This window comes from Pseudomonas sp. 22189, from assembly GCF_052045635.1.
GTDB lineage: Bacteria > Pseudomonadota > Gammaproteobacteria > Pseudomonadales > Pseudomonadaceae > Aquipseudomonas > Aquipseudomonas parakoreensis.
Map to the genome: position 1 here is coordinate 1 of NZ_JBQEPG010000048.1, position 26137 is coordinate 26137.

The 26137-nt window shown below is 58.5% G+C and carries 10 protein-coding genes; 6 read left to right on the forward strand and 4 right to left on the reverse strand.

From position 1 onward, the window contains the following. The first annotated feature begins 167 nt into the window (after positions 1-167). The 6 genes from ACTJKS_RS27285 (at position 168) to ACTJKS_RS27310 (ending at position 12621) form a co-directional block, all read left to right on the forward strand. Positions 168-755 (forward strand): UPF0149 family protein, encoded by a 588-nt coding sequence (locus ACTJKS_RS27285; protein ID WP_007962155.1) that lies wholly within the window; start codon positions 168-170, stop codon positions 753-755. A gap of 10 nt (positions 756-765) precedes the next feature. Continuing rightward, complete coding sequence (locus ACTJKS_RS27290; protein ID WP_108182006.1) at positions 766-1161, forward strand: YbaN family protein; 396 nt, start codon at positions 766-768, stop codon at positions 1159-1161. A gap of 118 nt (positions 1162-1279) precedes the next feature. Beyond that, positions 1280-5287 (forward strand): RCC1 domain-containing protein, encoded by a 4008-nt coding sequence (locus ACTJKS_RS27295; protein WP_108182005.1) that lies wholly within the window; start codon positions 1280-1282, stop codon positions 5285-5287. 70 nt (positions 5288-5357) lie between these two features. Then, the gene (locus tag ACTJKS_RS27300) at positions 5358-6263 is read left to right on the forward strand and encodes a hypothetical protein (RefSeq protein ID WP_262948070.1); all 906 of its coding nucleotides are present in this window, start codon (positions 5358-5360) and stop codon (positions 6261-6263) included. 32 nt (positions 6264-6295) lie between these two features. Beyond that, entirely contained in the window at positions 6296-7924 is a 1629-nt protein-coding gene (locus tag ACTJKS_RS27305) for a hypothetical protein (RefSeq protein ID WP_108182003.1), read from the forward strand. 170 nt (positions 7925-8094) lie between these two features. Beyond that, positions 8095-12621 (forward strand): hypothetical protein, encoded by a 4527-nt coding sequence (locus tag ACTJKS_RS27310; protein ID WP_262948072.1) that lies wholly within the window; start codon positions 8095-8097, stop codon positions 12619-12621. 68 nt (positions 12622-12689) lie between these two features. Here the strand turns inward: ACTJKS_RS27310 and ACTJKS_RS27315 are convergent, their stop codons facing one another. From ACTJKS_RS27315 to ACTJKS_RS27330, 4 genes are all read right to left on the reverse strand, one after another. Beyond that, positions 12690-14882: an autotransporter outer membrane beta-barrel domain-containing protein gene (locus tag ACTJKS_RS27315; RefSeq protein ID WP_262948073.1), complete on the reverse strand. Its 2193-nt coding sequence runs from the start codon at positions 14880-14882 to the stop codon at positions 12690-12692. A 290-nt stretch (positions 14883-15172) separates the two neighbouring features. After that, complete coding sequence (locus ACTJKS_RS27320; protein ID WP_108182000.1) at positions 15173-17098, reverse strand: hypothetical protein; 1926 nt, start codon at positions 17096-17098, stop codon at positions 15173-15175. 103 nt (positions 17099-17201) lie between these two features. Further along, on the reverse strand, positions 17202-19133 hold the full coding sequence (locus ACTJKS_RS27325) for a hypothetical protein (protein ID WP_108181999.1): 1932 nt from the start codon (positions 19131-19133) through the stop codon (positions 17202-17204). Positions 19134-19738: 605 nt separating this feature from the next. Then, positions 19739-26137 (reverse strand): Ig-like domain-containing protein (locus ACTJKS_RS27330; protein ID WP_440829040.1); only part of this gene is annotated, 6399 nt, incomplete at its 5' end.

Here is a 26137-nt window from a genome sequence, read left to right on the forward strand (position 1 = left end):
CTTGATCTTGAAAAACAAAATCAAAAGATCGCAGCCTTCGGCAGCTCCTACAGGGATCATTGGTGGATATGCGGGCCGTGGCGGGGCAAATCTGCCATACGGCTGGCTTGAGCGAGCAAGAAGGCCTAGAATTCCCGCATTGTTTATTCCCCCAAGGTAGCCCCGTAATGTCCTTCGCTGAGCAACTGACCCGCCTGCAAGTCTTTCTCGACGCCGACGAGCTGCACGAAGAGGCGCTGGATTACGTGGCCGCTCACGGTTACCTGACCGCCCTGTCGATCTGTGCAGAAGACGTCCCGGAGCGTGAGTGGATCGACGCCCTGTTCGCCGAAGAGCCGCATTACAGCAGCGAAGCCCAGCGTGAAGAGATCGAAGCTACGCTGATTGGCCTCAAGGCGCACATCGCCCGCCAACTGGCGTCCGACGAAGAATTCGAACTGCCGTGCGATCTGGACCTCGGTGATGAGCCGGACGACTCCGAACTGCGCGGCTGGTGCATCGGCTTCATGGAAGGCGTATTCCTGCGCGAAGCGGCCTGGTTCGAGACCGCCGAAGAAGAAGTCAGCGAAATGCTCCTGCCGATCATGGTCGGTTCCGGCCTGTTCGACGAGCAGCCAGAGTTCGAAGACATCGCCAAAGACGCCAACCTGATGGACGACATGATCGTGCAGATCCCCGAAGCCCTGACCGCGCTGTACCTGCTGTGCCAGGCGCCAGACGAAAAACCGGCGATCCTCAAGCCACGTCACCACTAAGATCCGGCCTATGGACAACCCCATAGGCAACCGCTCCCTGATGTTGCGCTACATCCTGCTGGCCATCGGCTGGCTCAGCGTGGCATTGGGGGTGATCGGGATTTTCCTGCCGGTTCTGCCCACCACCCCTTTCCTTCTGCTTGCTGCGGCCTGCTTCGCGCGCAGCTCTCCGCGCTTTTATCAATGGCTGGTCGAGCATCCCCGGCTCGGGCCGTGGATCCGTGACTATCTGGACGGCAACGGCATACCGCTCAAGGGCAAGGTCTACGCGATCGGGCTGATGTGGGTGAGCATTCTGTTCTCATGCTACCTGGTGCCGCTGCCGTGGGCGCGCGGGTTCATGTTGACCAGTGCAGTGCTGGTGACGGTCTACCTTCTGCGCCAGAAAACCCTGCACAAACGCTGAGCGCTCAGTAACCGTTCGTCGAAAAACCCTGCTCACCTGTCAGATCTGACAGTAGCCAGGCGATCGACTTCAATCCTTAAATCACTCCGTCGCCCATCCCTCGACAGGAGTGTCTGCCATGTTGAAAAAACCTGCGAAAAGAATTCCCGCGTTGGCACTCGCCGAGCTGGAAATCCCCGACAAGCAACCCGAAAAGCTGCCTTCCGGTGAGTGGGGGATCAATTGGGCCGCAGCGATGGGGGTACACCCCGAAAAAGGACTGCTGACTTACATTTTGCCATGGAGCGAGATGGGCATCGGTGACGACGTCGAACTGTTGAAGGATGGTAACGTCGTTGCTCAGACCACCATCAGGGAAGCCGCCGAGGTGAATCAGCGCGTAACACTATTCGTCGCCCCCCGGCACGCCCGGACCGGCTCGCATACCCTGAATTACCGAGTTAAACGAATCAATCAAGCGTGGGAACCCCAGAATCCCCCGACCGCAATATACGAAAAACTCGAGATTCCGGGCGGGCAAGATACGTTGCCAGGCCCCGGCCACTCCGGGCTGTATATGTATATCGATCCGGAAATCGTCAATGGCGGCGTGGATAAGGACATCGCTGAAGAAGGCGTGCCGATTATCGTCCGCGCTCAATCCGGTTCCGGCGTGCCTTATCCTGACGTGGCGGTCGGTGACAGGATGAAGGTGACGTGGGGTGGAGTGTTCAAAGAATCCGAACCGGTCACCGCCGAGCAAATCAGTGATCCCGTCAACAATCCGATCGAAATCGTGGTCGACAAAGCCATGATCGAGAAGGCCGGCGATACCGATGATTCAGGCCTTGCTGTGAGCTTCATTGCTTTCGACATCACGGGAAACTTCGCAGAAGACTGGTGCACGGAAACCCGGATCGTAGTCTCGGTGGGCACAAATCTTCTGCTCGCCCCTATTGTCGCGCCGGCCATCAACAACGTGCTTGATCTTGAGAAATTAGGTGACGACAACGTCGTCGTTCAAGTGGTAGCCAGAGCCCCGGACTTCAAGCTTGGCGACAAAATCGAACTGAAGATGCGCGGCACCACGGTAGAGGGCGATCCGATCGAGGCCGTTGCTCCCTTGGTGACCATTGACAACTTGCCACACACCTACGAGTTGGTAATCCAGAACTCGGATGCGCGAAAGCTGGCAAAAACCCAAGCCACTTTCTCTTACCGCCTGATACGCGATGGAAGCGCAGACCCGCTTCGATCCAAGGGCCAGTTCGTGCAGATTGTGGGCGAACCGGATCAACTGGCCGCACCAACTTTCGATGATGAGGAAAATGGCGCTATTGACCCCGAACTCACTCAAACCGCTTTTCGGATTCCACACAATCCGATTATTGAAGTAGGCATGGCAATCGAAGTTGGATGGTTCGGCAAGCGCCCCAATGGCACCATTCATAACCCAAGCTTCGACTGGTATTTTCCGGACAAGGACGAAGTGAGCAACGAAGATGGTTTTGTCATTCCTATCGACGGCATACACATTTCCACCCTCAACGGCGGAACTGTAGACGGGTCCTATACACTGCTTGCGGACGAAGACGGCGAAATCATCAGGCGCCACTCTCGAACCGCGGCCCCCGTCAACATCGGCGAACCGCAGTTCGAGCTGGTGCAGCCCATCGTTCTGGGAGAGCAGAATGGTGGACTGGAACCCGGCGACCTTCCCGCAGGCGCCAGTAAACTCACTGCGCCAAGACCCACCGGTACGCCAAGCAAGTCTGGCGACATAGTCACCTATACGTGGGATGGCGAGGTCACAGGCAAGAAGGAAGACTCCATCACTCTCAACGCCCTCTCGGCCGACAAGGATGTGCCCTTCACGCTCAATGCCGCCTTCGTAGCGGCACACATTGAACCCAATCGCGGAAAGAAGATAACTGTCACTTACCGGATCTGGCGCAAGGAAACCGATACCACCAGCTACTCCAATCCTTTGACCTTTGTCGTCGGCAAGGCAGAGCAACCACTGCTGGATCCAGCGGAAGTGGTGCAGGCCCCCGGTGGAATCCTCGACCCCGCCGATGCCCCGGACGGTGCAACCGTCAAGATTGCCGCCAATCGCCCAGAAAACGCCGGCGATCATTTTTACATGACGTGGGCCACAACGGACGGCGAGACCGTGCACACGGATAACAGATCCGTCAGCTCAAACAACCAGGGCAAACCCGTCGAGTTCACGGTTGCGCAATCCATCCTGCTCGCCTGCCTGAACAAAGATGTGGTGATCAGTTATTACGTAGCATTGTTGGAGGGTGGCCAGGCCCCCGGTGCGAATTATCCGCTGAGAGTCGAGGCAACGGAGTTCAAGCTGCCAGACGCCACGTTCAGGGAGGCAACCGGTCTTCAAAAAGATCAGTTGAACCCGGACGATGTTTATCCAGACGGCGCAACGGTGGTGATACCGGCAACCGCATTTCTGAAGACAGACGACGAAATCACGGTAACGGTCGAGGGTCAAACCACTACCACGTATCCGCATACCGTGACGTCCGCGCAAGCCGACAAAGAGCTGGCCGTGATCAAGGTGCCGCATAGCGTGATCAACGCCAACGACGGGCGAAGCATCGCCTTGAGCTACGAAATCAAACGCAAGGCCGGCGGAACCGATGGTCCTTCCAACCCGACGGTCTACGATGTGCGCAAGGTGATCGGCAGCGGCAAGTTGCGGGTCATCGGGGCGCGTTACAACAAGGGGATTTATCGGGAGAGCAGCTCCAGCTGGCTCATATCCGCCTTCAACGCAGACACCCTGCAACGCGTAGAGGCAGAGTGGAAATACGCTGACGACAGCACCTGGACGAAAGCGCAGATCTGGGCTGATACCGACCCGTATGCCCCCTTGCAAGTTCGCACCAGCGACGACCAGGTCACCCTGAACAGAGTCAATATATTTGGCACCGGCGGCCCTGGCAATCCCGCCAATGACGGCGCATTCGTGGCGCTGCGGGACAAGAACAATCTGGCAGCGTGGGGTAACCCATTGAATGGCCAGAAAATCCCGCCAACCTTTCAGACGTTCACCGACATTGCCAGGGCGGCTTGTTCAGGCAGTTCCTACGCGGTAATTCGCACCAACAATTTCACCGTGGCATGGCCCGGGACTGCAGGTCAGGGTGGAGAAATGGGCACGGTGGACCCTACGGACTTCAAACTGCTTGCGGGCAACAGCGTTGCAATTGCGGGCATCAAAACCGATGGAACAGTCCATGCCTGGGGCACCGCTGACAAAGGCGGAACCCCGTCCGCCGAAATCCTGGTCTTGAGAGATGCAGTCGAACTGACGCCAGCCGGAAATGCGTTCGCCGTCCTCAGAGCGACCGGCCAGGTGATGGCCTGGGGAGGTGGAGTGGGGTTTGGCGGTGTTGTTCCTGCAGATATCGCCAGCCTGACCGATATCAAACATGTGATCGGCAATGGCTTCGCGTTCGCTGCACTTCGGAACAATGGCAGTGTGGTCGCCTGGGGCGATCTCGGGAAAGGCGGCGCCGTATCCGACGATGTCGCCGGCCTGACCAACATCAAGGCGCTTGCCTGTGCAAATGCTCAAGCCTTTATCGTCATACTCTTGAGCGGACAAATCACAGGCTGGGGACCCTCAACGTATGGCGGGGAACTTCCCGCTGAAATCCGCTCCCTGACGGATATCATCTCAGTCGTCTCCAGTTCGAACGCGTTTGCAGCGCTTCGACACAGCGGTCACGTCGTTGGATGGCCCGCGGCCAATTCGGGTGGCCTGATACCTGACACGATCGCCGGCAGGGACGATCTTGTTCAATTGGCCGCTACCGCTGGAGCGTTCGCCGCTGTGTGCAAAGATGGAACCGTCGTGGCCTGGGGAGACCCGTTGCTCGGCGGAGATACCACGCCCGTCGCGGACAAACTGCTCAACGTCACCGCCATCTACGCCAACCGTCATGCTTTTACGGCGCTCACTTCCGACGGCGAAGTAGTGACCTGGGGCAATGCTCTCGCCGGCGGCGACAGCAGCGCCGCTCAAGACCGGCTCAAAGGCCAGGTGTCGTACTACGCCAATGCGGCCACCCGCGGTCTGGCCCTCAAGGCCAGTCGTTTGGCCAGGCTCAACACCCCCTGACATTCTCAACGATGCCTTGCTGTGCGGCGCTCACCCGAGCGCCGCCTATCTGATCTGAGGAGAGGGAGATATGAGCCAGACCAACAACCTGCGGGCGCCGATTGTAAAGGAAGCCCCCCTCGGCATTCTGGACCCGCAGACGCTTCCACCCGACGGGGCGACCGTCACGATAGAACACTGGACGCCCATGAGGTACCTCGATCACGTTTACTTGTTCGTCGGCGATACCTACACCGATGACATGCCGATCAGCGACGGTGCTGTCGGCAAGGATGTCGTGTTCAAGGTCGACGCTTCGGAATTTGTTGCCGACGAAAATGACATCGTACCGATTCGCTACGAAGTGCAGCTGTATCAGAGCACTCGCGAAACTTCGGACACCCTGGATCTGAAATTGCAGACGGGTTTCGTCGCTGCCGCCACACTGGATCTGAGCACTGAAAACTACGTCGCCTGCGTCGACAAGCCCCCGCTTGCGCCTCCGTCGGCAGCGCGCATGACCCGTGTAGCCACGTGGGGTCAGGCGCCCTACACCTACGACAGCAGCGATCCGTCGATCGCCAGTGCCGATGCACAATCGGGCGAGATCACCGCCCTGCGCAACGGCGCCTGCACGATTCGCGCGACTGACAGCCAGAACGAGAGCCGCGAATACCCACTCACCGTCAAGGGTATTCAGGAGGTGCACTTCCTGAGTGCCGGCGCGGATTGGGAGGGCATGACCAGAGTTTGTACCGCTGCAAAACTGCAACCGATCACCCTCGCCCAGACGAAACGGCTATGGACGCTTTATTTCCCCGACAGCGGCCCCGTCGCGGATTTCCTCGAGTGGCTGAACTACCCGGTATGGACCGCCGACGTCCTGGGCGCCAATACCGCCTGGACTTACGACCTCAACGGTTCTTCGGTCAATGACAACGCATCCAGCCAGGACACCGCCTCGTTCTGGCAGGTTTTGGGTATTTCCCAGGCTTGAGCAGCTGCGACCAAAGACTTGTGGAGATCGCCATGCGCAGCACGTTGCGAATCAGATGGCTGTTGCTCGGATTGGCGCTGTTCGGCAGTGTCAGCCAGGCCGCAACCGGTCCGGAAACCGCTCACCTGCTCAACCAGTGCTACCAGAGTACCCTCAGCCAGTGTCCAGGAGACAACCCGGCGTATTTTTGCAGCGGTGTATTGCTGCGTGGCAGTCAGGGAACTGGAGAGTTCTGGAAACACAATGCAGACGCCACACAACTCGGCGCAGAGGGCATGAACTATCTGCGCACCGACCTCGGCACCCGCACGCTGGCGCAAGCATACGGTGCGGTATTCAGTGATCCGTTCACCGCGATCGGCCTGGGCAAATCGCTGGATGTTCTGTGCGCCTATCCGTTCGAATTTCCGATACCCGCCACCAGACCGAAAATGGGCTGCGGCTGGGCCTCCGCCGCAGTGCAACGAGCGCCGGACATCAGTTCCTGCACGGCGCTGGGCGTGACTGACGCACAAGGCTGGCTCGAGCACTTCGCACGGCAATCCAATGAGGCTGTCGCGCAATGCTCACTCAGCAGCCAGAACCCCGCACAGTTCAAGGCCAGCCTGCTTGCACACCAAGGGCTTGATGCCACGTGGTCTGCACGACCGATGCGGGTGCAGGTGCGTAACTGGGACGAACTGGCCCCTGCGAAGCTGGCACTGCAAGCATTGTTTTATGACGTGACGCAGACCGGCTCACTGCTCGGAGCACAGAAAGATCAACGCGATTATTTCAAGGCTACCGGTGAGTGGTTGCCGATCCTGCGCATGGATCTCGGCCAGCCTGCGGACAGGGTGTTCGGTTTCAACCTTCAGGACCAGTTGTACATCGGCTACGATGTGGTTGCGCGTTTGAATGCGCGATCAGTGGACACGCGAACAACCTGCCAGGGCAATAGCGCTGCATTCCACTGCAGTGGTGTACTGGTGCGCTCGACCAATGTCTCCACCGCCTATCACTCCTGGGATCCCAGTGACAGCTCCATAAACGGCAATGGGGTTTCGTTCACCTACATCGCGGACGGTACACGGATTACCCGCACCTACAAACCACAGGGGTTCATTGTCCGGGAGTCCTTTGCCCCCTCCGGCAAACCATTGACCGTTCGCTGCCTGTACCCATTTGACGCCGGCACCTCCGGCTCGGCCGATATCTGTCGAACCCACGGCGGCCAGTGCGAGGAGCTGGGTATCACCACCCGGGAGCTGTGGATCGCACGTTACGCCACCGGCCCCACCCGCACGTGCGCGTTCAACACCCAAGCGCAAAACTTTCAGCTGGCGACCACGGTACGGCCCGACGCCACTGATCCTTTGGGCTGGAACGAATTGATCATGGCGGCGTGGACCGAAGACGATCCGCAACACCTGCCACTCGAGGCGTTCGCCGTTTTCACCCCCTCTCTACAAGCTGGAGACGGGCTGGTAGGGGCTCGATACATTCAACGCGATTATTTCCAGGTCACGGGGCGCTTCCTTCCGGTCGTGCGTGTGCTGTTAACGGCAGCACCTGGTTCGACGTTCGCTTATGACGTCGAGGATCAGGCTCTGGGAGATTCGAGCACGCAGGCTTTGTCGACAGCAATCCCGTTCCAGCCAAGGGCGATGCGGGACGACTAGGGTGATAGCCCCGGGATCCAGAACGGCTACGCACGCAGACCATGATCCTGGAACCGTTGGTCGAAAGACCCTGCGCACCTGTCAGATCTGACAGTACCCCTCTCCCCGCCCCTCAGGTTCAATAAAAAACCGTCTGCGATCCCATTGCGTGCTCGTTCAGGAGTTTCGTCATGCTCACCCCCAGTCCGCTTCTGTTTCCCCATCTCGACCAGCCGGTCACCCTGGCGCTTCGGCCCATGCAGATCAGCGGCGCAGTCACGCCAGTCGAGGAGGCCGATGGCGGGATCAATATTGCAGTGGTCGAGGAAAACGCCAGCGGTGTGCTGTGCGTAATCGTGGCGTACCTCGACATGCTGGAGGGTGATGAAAATGTCGTTTACTGGGACGACGTTCCGGTGTTCACCCGAAAGGTTGAAGCGGGGGAAAAAGACACGCACCTGTTCTTTTATCTGGACAAAGCGTTGTTCACCCCCGGTCTGCATGAGTGTTTTTATGAGTTGACCCGGTTCGGCGAAACCGCGCCGGACGATCCCTCTGTGGTGTCGCTGTTTTTCGTCAAGCTCACCAGCCCCGGTGGCCGAGACAGGGAACCTCATCTGCCCGACGGGCACTCCGAACTGCACATCGCCCAATTGCCACAGGAAATCATCGATCAGGGCTTGATCGACGCAGAGTGGGCAAAAAAAGGCGTTCCCCTCACGGTTCCTGCTTATCCGGAAATCAGGGTGCGAGACACGATTCTGATGCGCTGGGGCAGCCATACCCTGGCGCCGCACCTCGTCACACTCACGCAGGCGGAAGGCAAGGATCCCATCGTGATCGTCGCCACACAGGAAGACATTCTGGCCGGTGGCGACAGCGCGACACTGGAAGTCAAGTACGACCCTCACGATGAAGTATGGAACTGGTCTTCCCGGCACTCCAAACGCACGCGGGTCGCCGTCGACGCCGGCGCCGGCGCCTGGCGGCTGGATGCCCCGATTATCAAGGAATCGGTCAATCAGATCATCACGATCATCAACTTGAACAAGGAGGACGTCACGGTCCAGGTCCACATCCAGGGCTCGGATTTCGCGCTGAACGACTCTGTGAAAATGACCTGGATCGGCACCCCCTTCACCGGAAATCCGTTGATTCACACCGAAACCAAACCGGTGGAGAACATTCCGAGCGTCATGGAATTCAAGGTGCCGTACGCGCAAGTCCGCGCCATCGCCATGGGCCGGGCTGATGCCTCCTACGTGCTGACGAAGGCAGACGGGAGTCCGCCGTTATCCTCCAAACGCGAATTCGCCGACGTGGTGGGTGAGGTTTCGATGCCGGACGCACCGACGATTGTCGAGTTGCTGGGTGACCTACTCGAGTCGGACAGGCCTTACGCCACGGTACTGATCAAGTACCTGAGCATTGCCAATGGCGATCTGGTCGCCATTCACTGGATAGGAAAAAAGTCCAACGATCAGCCCTATGTCCATGAACTCACGCACACCGTCAGTGCCAACGAGGCGAAAGAAGGCTTTTTCACTGCCTACATCGACGCAGAGCACATCGGCGTGCTCCACAACGGCAGTCTCGATCTTTGGTACACCGTGTCCAATGACAAGTCGGAGCTCTTCGGCGTCAGTGATTCAGAGCATCTGTTGGTCAAGGTGCAAGCCGTCACCGCGACACTGACCAGGCCCGAGGTGGAGGAAGCCGACAAGAACCCCGATGTGCTCGACCCTTCCAAAGTCTACGATGTCGTCCACATACTCATCGAAAATCCGCCAACGCAAAAAGACGACATCGTGACCTGGTACTGGCAAGCGACCCACCCGTTCGGCAGCACCAGCGACTGGCTGCCCATCACCTCGCTGAGCGCCGGTAAAACGCTGCGATTTCGAGTGCCCGCGAACTTCGTGACGATCAGTATCGGGCAGTACGTCAAGGTGCGTTACTCGTTAAAGCACGCGACCACAGGTTTATACAGTCACTCCGCCGTACTCAATCTGCTGATCGGGTCGCTGGTAGGTGAATTGCCACCGCCGCAAGTCAAACAGGCACCGAACGCCGTACTCAAAGCAATGGATGGGTTGAACGGGGTGGACGTCAACGTCAGCTACGACAGTATGGATCCGGCCCTCGATATCATCCCCCTGCACTGGATCGGAACGCCAGGCGCCGGCACATCAACAGATCTTGAGCTTCCCGGGCACAGCAGTGGCAGCGTGGACGTTCATCTTCCTCCAACGCTCATTGGCCCCAACATCAACAAAACCGTGGACGTGAAGTACTTCGTGCGCCGCTATGGCCACGAGACTGAATCAGAGTCGCTGGGCCTGAGAGTCACGGGATTCGACGACCCTGAGAAGGATCTGCCTCGCCCCGACGTATCTGAGTCAGACAACAACCGGATCCTGGATCTGATGACGTTCAACGGGAACGCCACAACGCTCGTTGCCAAGTGGCATTACATTGCCCTCAAACAACGCCTCTGGCTCAAGGTGGAAGGCAAGACAACGGCGGGCGGCGACTACGTCATCCGGATGCTCGAGGGCGACGAGATCACTCCGGCGCAGGTCGGCAGCGGGCTGAATGAAATCCTGCTCAGAAGCGAATTGATGAAACTGGGACATTCCACACCGGCAAACGTGATTTGCAAAGTCTCGTTCGATGGCAGCGCTCAAGAAGCCGATGTGATTGAGTTTCCGAGATTGCCGCTGACGATCAGAACCCGATACGACTGGGTGACGCCTGCCATCACCCGCGTGACAGATGCCCGTGGCGACGTACCCGAAGGGGGGAAAACCCGTTACAAGGAGGTCACTGTCAAAGGCACTGCAACTCGCGATGAAACAGTTGAACTTTTCGATGCAGTTTCGACATCCCTGGGCACCGCGGCCGTAGATGAAAAAGGCGAATGGACCCGCATCATCAGCGGTTTGACCGAGAAACCCTACAGCATTACCGCCAAGGCGTTGTACGACGCCGATCCGGTCACCAGCAATCCCAGGACCTTCGAGGTCAAGTTCGCTGAAACCCCGGAGATCAACACAGTGACCGACTCCAGAGGTCTGGTCGAACCCAACGCCATCACCTACGACAACAGTGTCATGATCGAAGGCAGCGCTACACTCAACGAGTGGATTCAGCTTCAACAAAGCGGGACACCAATCATCGACCTCCCTGTCGACACAAGCGGAGTCTGGCGACATACACTTTCCGGATTGACGGTGAAAAGTTACGTACTCAATGCCAAGGCGCTTTATGACATTCAGCCAGAGCTGAGCCCCCCCTATCCTTTTCGCGTCGGGCAAGCCGTCACACCGACCATTTCTCGTGTGGTCGATGTGAAAGGCGACGTCGATGCGGGCGGGACGACCTACTACAAGAGTGTCACGCTGCACGGCAAAGCCAGTCTCAATGAAAAGATCACGCTTAGCGATGGAAACACTCCGATAGACACGATAGATGTCAAACCCAGCGGCGACTGGGAATATTCCTACGGCAATCTGACGTTAAAAACGTACAGTCTGACGGCCAAAGCCGAGTACGGCAGCGAACCCATATCTGCACCACCGAGGGCGTTCACCGTTGCCGCGTTCATTTCCCCGAGCATCACCTCGGTGACCGACAGCAGAGGGCCGTTAAGGCAGAACGAAACCACCTATGACTCAACGGTTGCTCTGCTGGGACAGGCGACACCCAAAGAACAGATTCAGGTTTACAACAAAGGTACAGCTATCGGCCCGCCCGTCACTGTCGGTGTCGATCGGCAATGGCGCTCGACTGTCACAGGGTTGGGAGTGACGTCACACAGCCTGTCGGCAAAGGCGCTCTACCCCGTTGATCCGGTCGAAAGTCAGCCGTTCAACTTCAATGTGGCCGCCCACACCCCAGTGACGATCACGTCTGTGCACGATGGCATCAGCGAGCTGCTGAACGGTGCGGAAACCAAAAGCACCTCCGTCACACTGCGAGGTAATGTCACCCCTGATTTCGAAGTGCAAATCCACGACAACAACTCGCCCAAACACACAGTGCGTGCCATAGGCAGTACCTGGACCACAACACTGGGTGTTGGGCTGGGCTCGCACTCGATCACGGCGAAGGCCGTGAGCACCGGGCAGTTCTCGGGGGCGCGCACGTTCAGGGTTATCTCACCGATTCCGCCACTGACCATCAACCCGGCACCCATGAGTCTGAATGCCTGGCACTTCAGGGATGGCAACACACCAACCAACCCTCCTTCCGGCGCCTTTGGCGACAGATCGGCAAGTGGCGGCGTGCCTCCCTACAGATATGCTTCCAGCAACCCCAACGTTGCGGAAGTCAACGTCAGCAGCGGGCGCGTCATTTCCAAGGGCAACGATTCGGCAACCATCACGGTTACGGACGGTGCCAATCAAACCGCCAGTTACACCGTCACCACTTCAAACGTGGACCATTTGTTTGGCACAGGCGTCTTCAATACCTACACCCAATGTGCAAACGCGGCGGCCGGTATGGGAGGAAGAATTCCTTCTCTGGCCGAATGGCGAGCCTATATCAATAACTACGCCGGTCAACGCACCATCGAGGGCTGGTGCTGGGCGTCTGACTCGGGCGGCTTCGCCAAACGGATGGTGATCTACCCGGCCACAGGCCAGACTGAGACCCGACCCGATTTCGGTGGCGCCGGCGCAACCGCCGGTGGCGTAGGCATTCGACGCGCATAAAGGCCAGGCACAAAAAAGCCGCTACTCTCTGAAGGAGTAGCGGCTTTCCTGTATTCGGGGGCCGTGACTTACCAGCTATACCGCACCCCTACATTCCCTCCCCAAGGCTGTTCGATATGCTCGCCATTGGCATAATCCAGATCGACATGCACCTGCCATTTGTCCGACATGGCCACCGCCACACCAGCGCCGAACTCCGCCCGTGAACCCGACAGGTCATTGTTGAACACGTTGTTGTTGACCTGCACTTCGTTGTTTTTGGCAAATTCGTGAGCTATCGCTGCACGTACATAAGGTTGCGCAACGGCACCATTGCCAATGTCGAAGTTGCGCCCGGCTGTGGCGCCTGCCTTGCCCAGGAAAGAGCGGGTACGATCACCATCGGCCTGCATGTCGTTGTCCAGGCTGAAGCGTTTGCCCTGGATCTGCGCTGCCGAAAACTGAACGAAGGGTTCAATGAAGTAATCGTTGCTCAACTTGATGTGACGACCGCCTTCAACCGATGCGCTGACACCCCAGTTATCGTAATCGCCCTTGGCACGGGTGCCGTCGCTCAAACCGACCTTGGCCTCGTTCCGGAAACGGTTGAATTTCAGCACACCGTCAACGTAGTAACCGGTGTCGCGGTCCATCCACGTCACATAGGGCCCGAAGTAGTAACTCTTGACCGTGCCCGAGGTGCCATGTTCAAGACTCAGATCGGACTCACTAAAGCCCACCATCACGCCCCCCAGTACATCGCTGTCATTGAGTCGGGCGTCGGCCCCGAGGGAAAGCCCTTGCTGGTTCTGCTTGTACGCCACACCGGAACTTTCGGACACGTTGTACTGGTTGCCATAGGTGCGTACCCAGGCGCCCGACTGGCCACCGTTGAACCGCAACTCACCCATGCGGCTGCGCAATGAGCTGGCTTCGCCGTACAACAGGGTAATCGGAGAATTGAACAAGGCCAGTACCGCACTGGCGCCGGGGCTGATCACCTGGGTGGTCGGGTCGAGGAACCATTCCGTACCGCCCGTTCCACCTTGTCGTTGGGCCAGGTCATAGGACCAGGCACCGAGATCCACTCGCCCGCCCGTCAAAGCAAATTGCGCATCACCAGCGGCGGTGCGCACCAGAGTCAGTTGCTGCGGATTCACGGCATCCAGACCGGACGCCGCCACCAGCAACCCGAACGACCCGGTCGCCACACCTGTGACATTGAGCAAGTCATGCTGGCCCGTGGCGAAGTTGCCCTTCATCGCGAAGGTGCTGGAACCGTCCGGCGAACCGGCGAGCGTACCGACGTTCAATTGGTAGAAGGTATTCGGTACATCCTGCGCACCAAAGCGAACCGTCCCACCACTCATCGCGAGAGTTCCTACGGTGTCGTTGCCCGTCAGGGTCCAGATCGAACCGCTGTTGACGGTCACGCCATCGACCTTGTCGAGACGGCCGGTAAACTGCGAACTGTTCTGCAGGGTGACGTTGGCGGTCGAACCGTTTTCGACCAGCACATCGCCGGTCATCCGGCCTTGATCGAAGGTCAGGTTGCCGGTGCTGTTGCCGGCAATGTTGATATTGCCTTCCAGCGTACTGCCCTCCACGGACATGATCACGGTCGAGGCATCCTGTACGTCAAGCAGCACACTATTGCCGGCAAGCAGTTGGGTTCCGTTCAGCACGCGTATCTGCGCATTGACTCCAGAATTCGCGAGGATCGCTGCCCCGCTGAGTCCTTGCACCAGGACATGGTCCAGAGACACATTGGCACCATTGCCGACCCCACCGAGATCCGGACGCAACCGGATACCGTTCATGCCCCCCGTCATGCTGCCCCCCACCGCCCGGACCTCTGCACCGAAGGCGTTCAGACCCACACCGCTTGCCCCAGTGGCGCTCAGGTGGGTATCGGTCAGTTGAATATCACTGCCGCCACTGGTTTCGATCCCCGACGTCTGGCCAGTGATCCGACTGCCGCTGATCACAGCGGTTGAACCGGTGGTGGTACCACTGTTACGTCCGATGAACATGCCCATGCGCGAGCCCGTCACCGTGGCATCAGACACATTGGCAGCGGCGTTGCTGACGGCAATGCCCGCGCTGCCAAGCCTGCCCGAATAAGTCCCGCCCAAGGCATTGAACTGCGCTCCCGAGTTGATCGATACCTCAAAAGTACTCGCACCACTGGCGTTCAATACGCCGCCATCGCGGGCAATGTAATTATCCGGCGCAGTGTTCTGATCGATATTCTGCGTTTGCCCTGCTCCAACCGACGTCAAGGCAAAAACAAGAGGGCTGGTAGAGAAAACTGGCACCAGGGACAACCATGCCAGACGTGTTCCTGACCACGTTGACAAAAACAGACATGTACGACAACCCATATGACCTCCTTACCACTTTTCGAGGGAAATACTTGCGCTGAATTACCAGCAAAACTGCGGGGCAATGTACAAGAAGCCCATCATCATTTCTGTAGGAATAATCCTGAACTTGATAGAGATTAATACCCGGTACACGGACAGACAGAAGGAGGGAAGCGCAATACACGCCCCCCCTTCAAAAGACACGTTTACGCGCCTGTGGATCCGTCACAATATTTACCGTCGAAATCCGCGACAACGACCCTGACCGCTTGTTCTGCAGAGGAATGAGTGTCCCCATCGATCACCGTTGAATATACAATTTTGCCATTCCCGTCCTTGATCGGGCGAAGTGCATCAGCGAATGGCAAGTAAACTTCGAACCCATTTAAATGTTCACTGCCCTGCAATTGCTTCTCGAACGTATAATCCTCAATATCAGGCGCTCCCGGCTCAAGCTTGCTTCGCGACCAGACAAAATCCAATTTCATGTCTGCTACAAGAGAGCCACCACCAGCGACCCGGACAACTGCAGCCGACCCAATGACGGGTATATCCCGAAGCGAATTGCAATTCAGATACACGATGCCCCCCGGATTGGTATAAAGATGCTGGATGACCGGAGCAGGCAAGGACACGGGATATATAGCGACTTTGACTGGGGTAGGCAGGGATGGATTTTCATTTTCACCATTGGCCGGATTGGTAATCACATAACGAGCTGTTTTCCTGCCGTTTTTGGTTGCTTCAAACACCTCCGATTTAAGTGTGAGTGGGACCTTGAAATCAGGATCTTCCAATCCAGTTACTGTATACACACCTTCGGGTGCGGCAACTTTCTGGCCTTCCCAGACCAGGGTGATAACATCGGTGGCCTTGAGCCCAGTTGGAAGATCCAGATCTATATCGACATCAGTGCCAATGTCGTCTTCCACCAATTCATCATCTTTGCTTGAGCCCTTGACTACCAGTTCGCCCAGGTTCGGGTTGCCCAAATCCGGGTCGGGTTGCGGATTAGACGGGCCGGGGATAGTAAAATCAATGTCGACTGTCACCCCTGTTGGTCCCGGGAATTCCTTGCCATTGCGAACGATTGCGTAAGTCACCGTTGCCTCCCGAGGTCCGTCGCCACCGAGCGCCACATCCGCAAAAGGAACGCTGACGATCACTTCACTCGTGCCGTCGGTAGGTATGCCAGTCTGAGGTTTTCCATCGAAAGTGACCACGGCCTTGTCAGTTGGCAAGCCATTGTCAAATGTTGGAATAACCACATCCAGAACAGGGTAGGCATCCTTCAGATCGGTTACACCGTCATCGTTCACTGGTACCTCTGGTGGCTGCAAACCGCTGGGTCTTGGTGTCAGTTCCACGGTGAATTTAAATGGTTCGCCATCCTTCCCGACATTTCCTACCCGATCTTGATACACACAGTAAAAATTAAACTCCCCTTCACCCACACCCTTAATCAGACTCGTAGGAATATTCATTAGGATAGGAGAAGTAGAGTCCTCCTCAACTATAAAAGTATCAACAAGAATACCTTCCTTCAGACGTCCATAATAACCACGATAAATATCACCCTGTGCGACATCATCGGGTGCAGGCACTGTCATAGTTATATACTCGCCTGCATCAAGAATTTCACGCGTCAACACCCCATCAATTACTTCGTCGGGCGGTGTCGCAACGCCACCCGGGTTACCATGGTTGGGCGGTACGTTGTCAATATAAAACAGCGACTCGTCAGATATATTTTGGACACCACCATAATCAACTATATATTTCATCCTGAATGGACCAGGGGTTGCAGTATGAAGCCCTGGCAAGATCATTTTAAAATCAACATTTGGAAACGGCACTTGTTTATACTCTGTTAACTTCTCGTCTCCCTTGAACAACGCAATCCATAATTCTTCTGGCTTTGAACCTTCAGGTCCTTGCACATCCTTAACATCCACATCGCAGTCTCTTCCCTGACGAGCCGACTGCAACTTTTTCACGTTATCGCCTGGAAGTGCCGGCAATAAATTTTCAACTTCCGGCGGTATGCCCGCCCGAGTCCCCAGCGACTGGCGCAACACATACAGTTTTCTACGGGCAGCCTCTGCCTTGGATAACATCTTCAAGTTGTTCATTGCCTGTTCTCCTGATCAAATGGATTCGCCAAGCCATCTGTTCCCACTGCAGATTCCCAGACAGACACCCGGCATTTACTGCTCTTGCACGAAGCGAAACTCGTCAGTTTTCGTTACATAAATCGTTGGTGGGTGAACATATTTCACCGCTGGGCAGGGTGCGATTGATGATCACGAAGTCTGCAAGCGAGTTACCTCGGTCACCATCGCGCTTTTTCAACCGATAATGAACCAGTGCAGAACCTCGATTGACCATGGGTGCAATCAGGGTGTCGTAGTCGTCTACGACTATGTCGACATCCTCCCCGGGCTGGTACGTCGTCAACTCCCTTCTCATTTCTGCGTAAGTACCTTCAATCGGCTGGGTGCCGTTGGGCCCGGCACAACCTTGCCAGACCAGGGTGATGGTATCGCCCTGTTCGATGCGTACATCGGCCCGGACTCTGACTTTGACGCCCTCCCAGAGTCGGGGTCTGGAACAGCAATGAAGCACCCCTTCTTTTCCCGCATCTGGAAAGACCGGCTCTTTCAGATTCGATATCTGCACCCTGACTGGAGTTGGCAGCGACTGCTGCTGATTCACGCCATTACTGGTGGTGTAATAAACGGGCAGTGCCGGATTCTCCTTATCGGTATCGATGACATTCCAGGGCACTGAAAGCCAGATTGTTTTGCCGGCCACATCTGAAGCCTTGACCACATAGCGAGCAACGAAACCGGGGTAGCTTCCCCAATAAAGCTCAAGTACCTGGCCGGCCTGCGGGGCGTCATACAGTTTCAGTTTTACCGTGGCCGGATAACCGTAATCGGCGCTGAGCAAGGTATTGAGGGTGAGGGTTTTTTCTCCATACACCTCAACCAGCGCCAGCTCTGCGTTGAGCAGCGCCGGTGCGTTGGCATGGTCCTGTCCTGCCAGCGTCAAGTCGACGGCAACCAAAGTCGACGGAGAAGGAGGCCCATACGTCGAGCCTTGGCGAATCCGGTAATAGACACTGGCCTGGCGCGGTCCGTCGCCCCTGGCGTGCAAGTTCAACCATGGCACCGGGACAATCGCCGGAAAGTCCGCAGGATCGATTGGAATTTCATCGACCAGAATGTCATCCCAGTAGATGGCAGCGCAGTGTGTAGCGTCTGCAAAGTCGTACTCGGGGATTTCCACGACCACACCGTCACGCGCCTGTTGCCGATCAAGCACTCCCCGGTCGGACAGCGGCACTTTGGGCGGTTGCAGCGCACCCGGTGCGGGCGACAGGTCAACCTCGATCCACGAAAGAATGGAGCGGGGCCCTTCGTTACCGGCCCGGTCCCTCAGATAGTAATAGAGGGCGCGACGACCCGGGCCCCAGACACGAATCTCATCGGCGTACACGGTGATGCGCAGGCGTTTGTCGGCGATATCTTCCGGGCTGAACTCTTGCTCGCGTATCGGCACTTCAGAGTCCGGCGGGCTGGCGTTATCGGTCCAGTAATACTCGGCACGGTCGCCCACTGCTGCATCGATATACCAGGGCACCAGCACACTGACCTCGCCCTCCTGGATGAGATAGGTTTCGGTAACGACTCCGCCCAACTCGGCAGGGAATACCACCGGGCCAGGTGTGTTGCCGAAATTGGGTTTGCTGGTATCGATGGTCAGGGTTTTGCGATCACCTTCGACCGGATTGTTGCCGTACCTGGAAATCCGGATCGCCACCTCGTAAACACCTTCCTTGAGCCGATAACTCGGCACTTTCAGTGTTTGCGGAAAATCAATGGGATCGCTTGTCGGATACCACTTTTCATCGACCATTTGAAAAGCCGCACCTTTAGACATGAATCCCAGCTCGACCAGATCGGCCTCGCCCGGCCCAGGAGCCCCCTGTTGAAAATCCATGAACGTGACGGCCAGATCATCACCCAGTGCCGACAAAGGCAGTAGCCCCCACGGGTCATCGGGATCCAGCACGGCAGGCACCTTCGGCGCGTCGATCTGCACAGCTTCCAGAGTCGCATCGTCAACGGATGCCTGTTCGCCAGGTTCTTTGGACTTCGCCATCTCCGGCCTTCCTTTTCGACAATCACGGCAGCGCGATTTGGGCTGTCTGGGTGACGGCCTCATTTAATGCCGGGTAAAAAGCCCTGCCTACTGTCAGAAATTACAGGTATTGCTACCGCCCGTCGGAAACGACCATGGTATTCGACGCAAAATGCAGTGGCGTTTATCCGAAACGAAGTTCGCGCCCACCTCGTAGCCGTGTAGTCACAGTGTTGTGTCCGACGACAGTCCCCTGTGGGCCGGGATTGCTCGCGAAGGCGTCAGGTCAGACATCAGTGATGTTGAAAGTGCCGGCCTGTTCGCGAGCAAGCCCGCTCCCACAGTTGGAATGCGTGTATTCAGGTGGGGATTGGTCGGCTGGTAGGCCGCCATCGCTGGCAAGCCAGTTCCCACAATTGACCGATTGCATTCAGTCGGGGGATTGCTCGACTGTGAGGCTCGCTCCCACAGGGGAGCTTTGTTGCTCACAAAATGGTGAGCACCATAAATTCAATGTGTGCGAGCCTGCTCGCGAAGTCTGACTCACTGGCAACGCAGTTCTCCAGACAGAAAAAACCCGCCGCCCCGATGATCGGGACGGCGGGTTTTGTCGCTTCAGGCCTTGATCACACCGTGTCCACCTTCAACGAATGATCATTGAGCATGCCGCTGATGATCGTCGCCGTGTCGTGCCCACCGGCTACCACTCCACCTGCCCCTGGCGTTACACCGTAATGACTGGCGAGGTTGACGCCAGCCAGGTCGATGGTCTGGTTCGGCGTGGCGCCGGCCAGGGCGCTGACGTCGATGCTGGTGAGCACCGAGGCGCCGCTGCCCGTGACGGTGAAGTGCAAGTAGTCGTCGAGCGACGCGGTGGTGCCGTTTTCACCTTGCAGCAGTTGTGACAGGTCGAGCTTGTCGGTGCCGGGGGTGAAGTCGGTGATGGTGTCGTGGCCAGTGTTGCCCTTGAGGTACTGGAAGGTGTCCGCTCCCGCTCCACCGGTCAGGGTGTTGTTGCCCATGCCGCCGATCAGCAGGTCATCGCCACCACCACCGTTGAGGATGTCGTTGCCCAGCCCGCCGTTGATCACGTTGTTATTGTTGTCGCCGGTCAGGGTGTCGTTGAAGTTCGAGCCGACCAGGTTTTCGATGTTGCTGATCGTGTCAGTGCCGGCGCCGATGGTGTTTTGCGCACCGAGCAGGCCGAGGTTGACCGTAACCCCGGCGGTGGCATGGGCATAGCTGACCGTGTCGATGCCGGTACCGCCGTCGAGAATGTCGTTGCCCGGACCGCTGTAGAGCAAGTCGTTGCCCGCACCGCCGTGCATCTCGTTGTTGCCGGAACCGGCGGTCAGTACGTCGTTGCCGTCGCCACCATTGAGGAGGTTGTTGCCGCTGCCTGCTACCAGAATGTCATCCCCGGCAGTACCGGTGAGGGTGTGGCCATCCTGATAGGTGATGTTGACGTTGGCGGTGTCGCTGCCGCCATGGTTGTCGTTGGCGGTGTAGGTGCCGTTGAAGTCCGGCGTCACGTCGTGGGCGCCGGCGTAGTTGACCGTCATGGTCAGTTGGTAATTTTCCGCTGCCGTCGGGTTGCTGCCGCTGGTGTTGCTGATGTTAGTCACGTGGATCTGGTACGTACCGTCGGCGCTGGCGGTGATGGTGTCGCCGTCGGCGATGCTGACGAACGCGCCGCCGTTGACCGAGTACTCCATGGTGACGTGGCCGGCCGCCAGGTTGTGATCCAGGTTGAGGGTTTCGCCCTGCTTCAGTTTGACGGTGATCAAGTCCTCATCGTTGGCATTGGCGTTGGTCACCGCACCGAGGTAACCGCTGACCACCAGCACCGCGGTCATCGCGGCGGTGTTCGCCGCGAACGCGTTACGCACGTCGGCCAGGTTCTGGTTGGCCGCCGTGTTGCTGGTGCCGTTGAACGTGATCGCGCCGGTACCGGTGAAGTCCGCGCCCTTGGCCACCCACCCGGTGTTGAAGGTGGTTGGTGAGGCGTTGAGCGTGTCGCCATCCGGGTCGGTGTCGTTGGCCAGCAACAGTTCGCCCGGCACCGTGACGCTGCTCGACAGCACGTTGGTGATGACGTGGTCGTCCACCGCCACTGGTGGCGAGTTGGGGATCACTTTCACGGTCAGCGTCGAGCTGGCGAGGTCGCCGTCATTGTCGCTGAGGGTGAAACCGATGTTCTCGGTGATCACCGTGGTCGTGGTTTTCTGCGAGGTGTAGCTGTAGTCGCCGGTGTCGAGGTTGATTACCAGGGTGCCGCTGTTGTTGGTGGCGATGCTGATCGTGTTGTTCACGGTATTGAACGTACCGTGGTTGGTGCCGCCGCTGGCGGTCAATGAACCCTGGCCGCTGTTGGCGCGCGGGTCATAGGTGTAGGTGGTGCCGTCGACCACGATGGATTTGATGAAGCCGCCATCGGCGCCGAAGGTACCGCCCTCGCCCAGTAGCGAACCGGTGACTGGCGCACCTTCCACAGTGCCCGACAGCACCGAATTGAGCTGATTGAGGTCGGTGACGACCACCGCGTTGGTATCGGTGTGGCTGATACCGTCATAGGCCAGCGGGTCGAGGTTGGCGTTGCTCACACCACTGCCCAGGCCGATGGCGTAGTTCTTGATGCTGTTGGCATCGAGGAAGTTCTTCAGCGCGGTCTCGTCGGCGGTGCCGATTTCCTGGCCGGTGGTCGGTTTGCCATCGGAGAAGAAGTAACCGACGTTCTGCGCCCCGGTGAGTTTGCCGGAGGTATTGAAGGCGGTTTGCATCATCGCCACCGCCGCATCGTAGTTGGTGCCGCCGCCCGCCGAGAGGCCGGCGAGAATCGATTTGGCGGTCGCTACGTCAACCCACACCGAGGTCCTGTCGGTGGCGCTGCTGCTGAAGGTGACGAGTTGCACCTTGACGTCGCCGAGGTCGTCATATTTGTCGAGCAAGGCACTGATCGCCTGTTTCGCCAGATCCAGCCGCGACAGGCCCGGCACGCCGGACGGGTCGACCATGCTGCCGGAAATATCGAGGACGATCAGCAGATTGGAATCGATCTCCACCGCCGCCACCGAGCGGTCCGACGCCACGGCTTTGGGCACGTCATCGACGATGTTGACCACGAGGGTGCTGGTGGTGCTGTTGCCCAGCGCATCGGTGGCTTTGTAGGTGAAACTTTCGCTCAGGGTGTTGGCGCCGTCGTTGGCGTTCGGCGTGGTTTTCGGTGCTGAGGTCAGGGTGTAAGTGTAGGTGCCGTCGGCGTTGAGCTGGATCTGCCCGTAGGTGCCGGTGGCGCTGCCGACCAGGGTATAGGTGATTGCCCCGCTGCCGCCGGTGACCGCACCGACCAGCGTACCGGTGGCGGTTTCGCCGGTGTTGCTCGGGTCGCTGCCGGTGACCGTGCCGGGCGCCAGGTCCTGGCCGTCCTTGGTCAGGTCGAGGGCTTTTTCGTAGACCGTCACGTCCTGATCGACCGACGCAATCAGTTTACTGTCGGCGACATTGATGGTGAGGGTGGTGGTGCTTTCATCACCGTCGCCGTCGCGGATGGTGTAGGTGAACGTGTCGGTGGCGCCCGGTGGGTTCACCGAGTTTGGATTGCTGTGGTAAATGGCGTTGCCCGCCGCGTCCAGCGTCAGGTAGCCGTAAGTGCCGTTGATGTTGCTGTTGAGGCCGCCGATCGCCGAGCTTGAGGTGTCGCCGCCGGCGCGCACGCCGACCACAGCACCACCCGCCGTTGCGCCGTCCGCACCAGTGACGTCATTGCCCAACACACTGACATTCACCGTACCGCCCTCCACCACCGAGCCGGTGTCGGCCTTGGCGGTCGGCAGGTCATCGATGATGTTGATGTTGATCTGGCCGCTGGCGGTGCTGCCGTCGGTGTCAGTCGCGACCACGTTGAAGTTTTCGGTGAGGCTGTTGGCGCCGTTGCCGGTCGGGTGATTTTCGTTATCCACCAGGGTGTAGCTGTAACTGACCACGCCGGTCGCCGGGTTGTAACCGGTGACGGTGAACGTACTGCCCAGCGGCGACACCACCGATTGCGGGAAGCCTGCGGCGACCCCGTTGGTCACGACGGCAATGCCACCGACAGTGAGGGTTTGCAGGCCATCCAGGGCCGTGACGGTGAACGTACCGCTCTGTGTCAGCGCCGGGGTGTCAGGGCTGGTGCCGTCACTGAGGTTTTTCTCGTAGACGGTGAGTTCGCCGCCATTGACGTCGAGGCCGTTGAGCACCACCGGATCGTCGTTGTTGTGGATGTTCAGCACCAGGTTGGCGGTGCTGGTATCGCCGTCGGCATCGGTGAGCGTGTAGGTGAATGTCTCGGTGCCGTTTCCACCGCCGTGCAGCGCCTTGAAAGCGGCGTCAGCCGGGTTAAGCGTGTAGGTGTAAGTGCCGTTGGCATTGAGCACCAGCGTACCGTAAGTCCCGGTGAACGTACCGGCAGTGATCGGCCCGGCATTCGGTCCGATGGCGACCACGTCCGCGCCTTGCACGTCGTTAGTCAGCACGTTGCCGGTCAGGGTCAGCTGGGTTTCCGAGGCACTGGTGGCGTTGCTGTCGTTGAGGGCTTTGGGCACGTCATCGACGATGCTGACGACGATGGTGCTGGTGACCACATTGCCCAGCGAATCGGTGGCCTGATAGGTGAAGGTTTCAGTCAGGGTATTGGCCCCGTCGTCGGCATGCGGTGTGGTGGTCGCGGGCGAGGTCAGGGTGTAGGTGTAAGTGCCGTTGGGGTTGAGCACGATCTGCCCGTAGTTGCCGGTGGCACTGCCGACCAGCGCATAGCTGATGGCGCCGACCGCACCGGTGACCGAACCGACCAGTGTGCCGGAGGCGGTTTCGCCCGTATTGGTCGGGTCGCTGCCGGTGACCGTACCCGGGGCCAGATCGGCGCCGTCCTTGGTCAGGTCGAGGGCTTTTTCGTAGACGGTGACGTCGGTGTCGCTGGTCGCATACAGCTTGCTGTTGGCGACATCGATGGTGATGGTGGTGGTGCTTTCATCGCCATCGGAATCGCGCACGGTGTAGGTGAACACATCCACCGCACCGGGGCCGTTCACGGCATTAGGGTTGCTGTGATAGACCGCGTTGCCGTTGGCGTCCAGCGTCAGGTAACCGTAGGTGCCATTGATGTTGCTGTTGAGGCCGCCAATGGCCGAGGTCGAGGTGTCGGAGCCGGCGCGCACACCGACCACCGCGCCGGTCACCGCCGGGCCGTCGGCGCCGCCGATGTCATTGTCGAGCACGTTGCCGCTGACGGTGCCGCCCTCCGCCACCGAGGCGGAATCGGCGTGCGCGCTCGGCAGATCATCAATGATGTTGACGTTGATCTGGCCGCTGGCGGTGCTGCCGTCAGTGTCAGTCGCCACCACGTTGAAGTTCTCGGTGATGCTGTTGGCGCCATTGCCGTTCGGATGGGTTTCGTTATCGACCAGGGTGTAGCTGTAGCTGACCACGCCGGTCGCCGGGTTGTAGCCGGTGATGGTCAGCGTGCTGCCCAACGGCGTGACGGTTGATTGCGGGAAACCTGCGGCCACACCACCGGTGACGACGTTGATGCCGCCCACGGTCAGGGTTTGCAGACCGTCGAGCGCGGTCACGGTGAAGGTACCGCTCTGAGTCAGCGCCGATGCATCGGGACTGGTGCCGTCGCTGAGGTTTTTCTCATAGACCGTGAGTTCGCCACCATTCACGTCGAGACCGTTGAGGATCACCGGATCGTCGTTGTTGTGGATCTGCAGGACGAGGTTGGCGGTGCTGGTATCGCCGTCGGAATCAGTGAGGGTGTAGGTGAAATTTTCGGTGCCGTTGCCGCCACCGTGCAGGTTTTTGAAGTCGGCGTCGTTGGTGTTCAGTGTGTAGGTGTAAGTGCCGTCAGTGTGCAGTTCCAGCGTGCCGTAGGTACCGGTAAAAGTCCCGGCAGTCACTGGGCCGGTCGGCACGCGGTCGGCGCCCTGGACGTCGTTGGTCAGGACATTGCCGGTCAGGATCAACTGGCTTTCCGAGGCGGTGCCGGTGTTGCTGTCATCCACGGCTTTAGGCAGATCGTCGACCACATTGACGTCGAGGGTCGCGTTGGCGGTGGTGCCGTTGTCATCCACCACCGTTACGGCAAATTGCTCAGGCAAGGTATTGGCACCGTTGCCGGTTGGATGCGCATCGTTGTGATCGAGGGTGTAGCTGTAGCTGACGACACCGGTTGCTGCGTTGAAACCGGTGATGGTCAACGTGCTGCCCAACGGTGTAGTCACCGATTGCGGGAAGCCAGCAGCCACACCATTAGTCACCACAGCAATGCCGCCGACGGTCAGCGTGGTGACGCCATCCAGAGCGGTGATGGTGAACGTGCCGCTTTGGGTCAGTGCCGAGGAATCCGGCGCGCTGCCGTCGCTGAGGTTTTTCTCGTAGACCGTCAGTTCGCCGCCGTTCACGTCCAGGCCGCTGATGACCACCGGATCGTCGTTGTTGTGAATCTGCAGCACCAGATTCGCAGTGCTGGTGTCACCGTCAGAATCGGTGATGGTGTAGGTGAACGTCTCTGTACCATTTCCACCGCCGTGCAGATTCTTGAAGTCGGCATCGGTCGGGTTGAGCGTGTAGGTGTAAGTGCCGTCGGTGTGCAGCTCCAGGGTGCCATAGGTGCCGGTGAAGGTACCGGCGGTGACCGGGCCGGTGGGTACGCGGTCGGCGCCTTGTACGTCGTTGGTCAGCACGTTGCCTGTCAGGGTCAGCAGGGTTTCCGAAGCGGTGTTGGCGTTGGAATCGTTCACCGCTTTTGGCAGGTCGTCGATGATGTTCACATCGAGGGTCGCATTGGCAGTCGTGCCGTTGTCGTCCACCACGGTGACGGCAAATTGTTCAGGCAGGTTGTTGGCGCCGTTGGCGGTTGGATGGGCGTCGTTGTGGTCGAGGGTGTAGCTGTAGCTGACCACACCGGTCGCTGCGTTGAAACCTGTGATGGTCAGTGTGCTGCCGAGCGGCGTGGTCACCGATTGTGGGAAGCCGGCGGCCACACC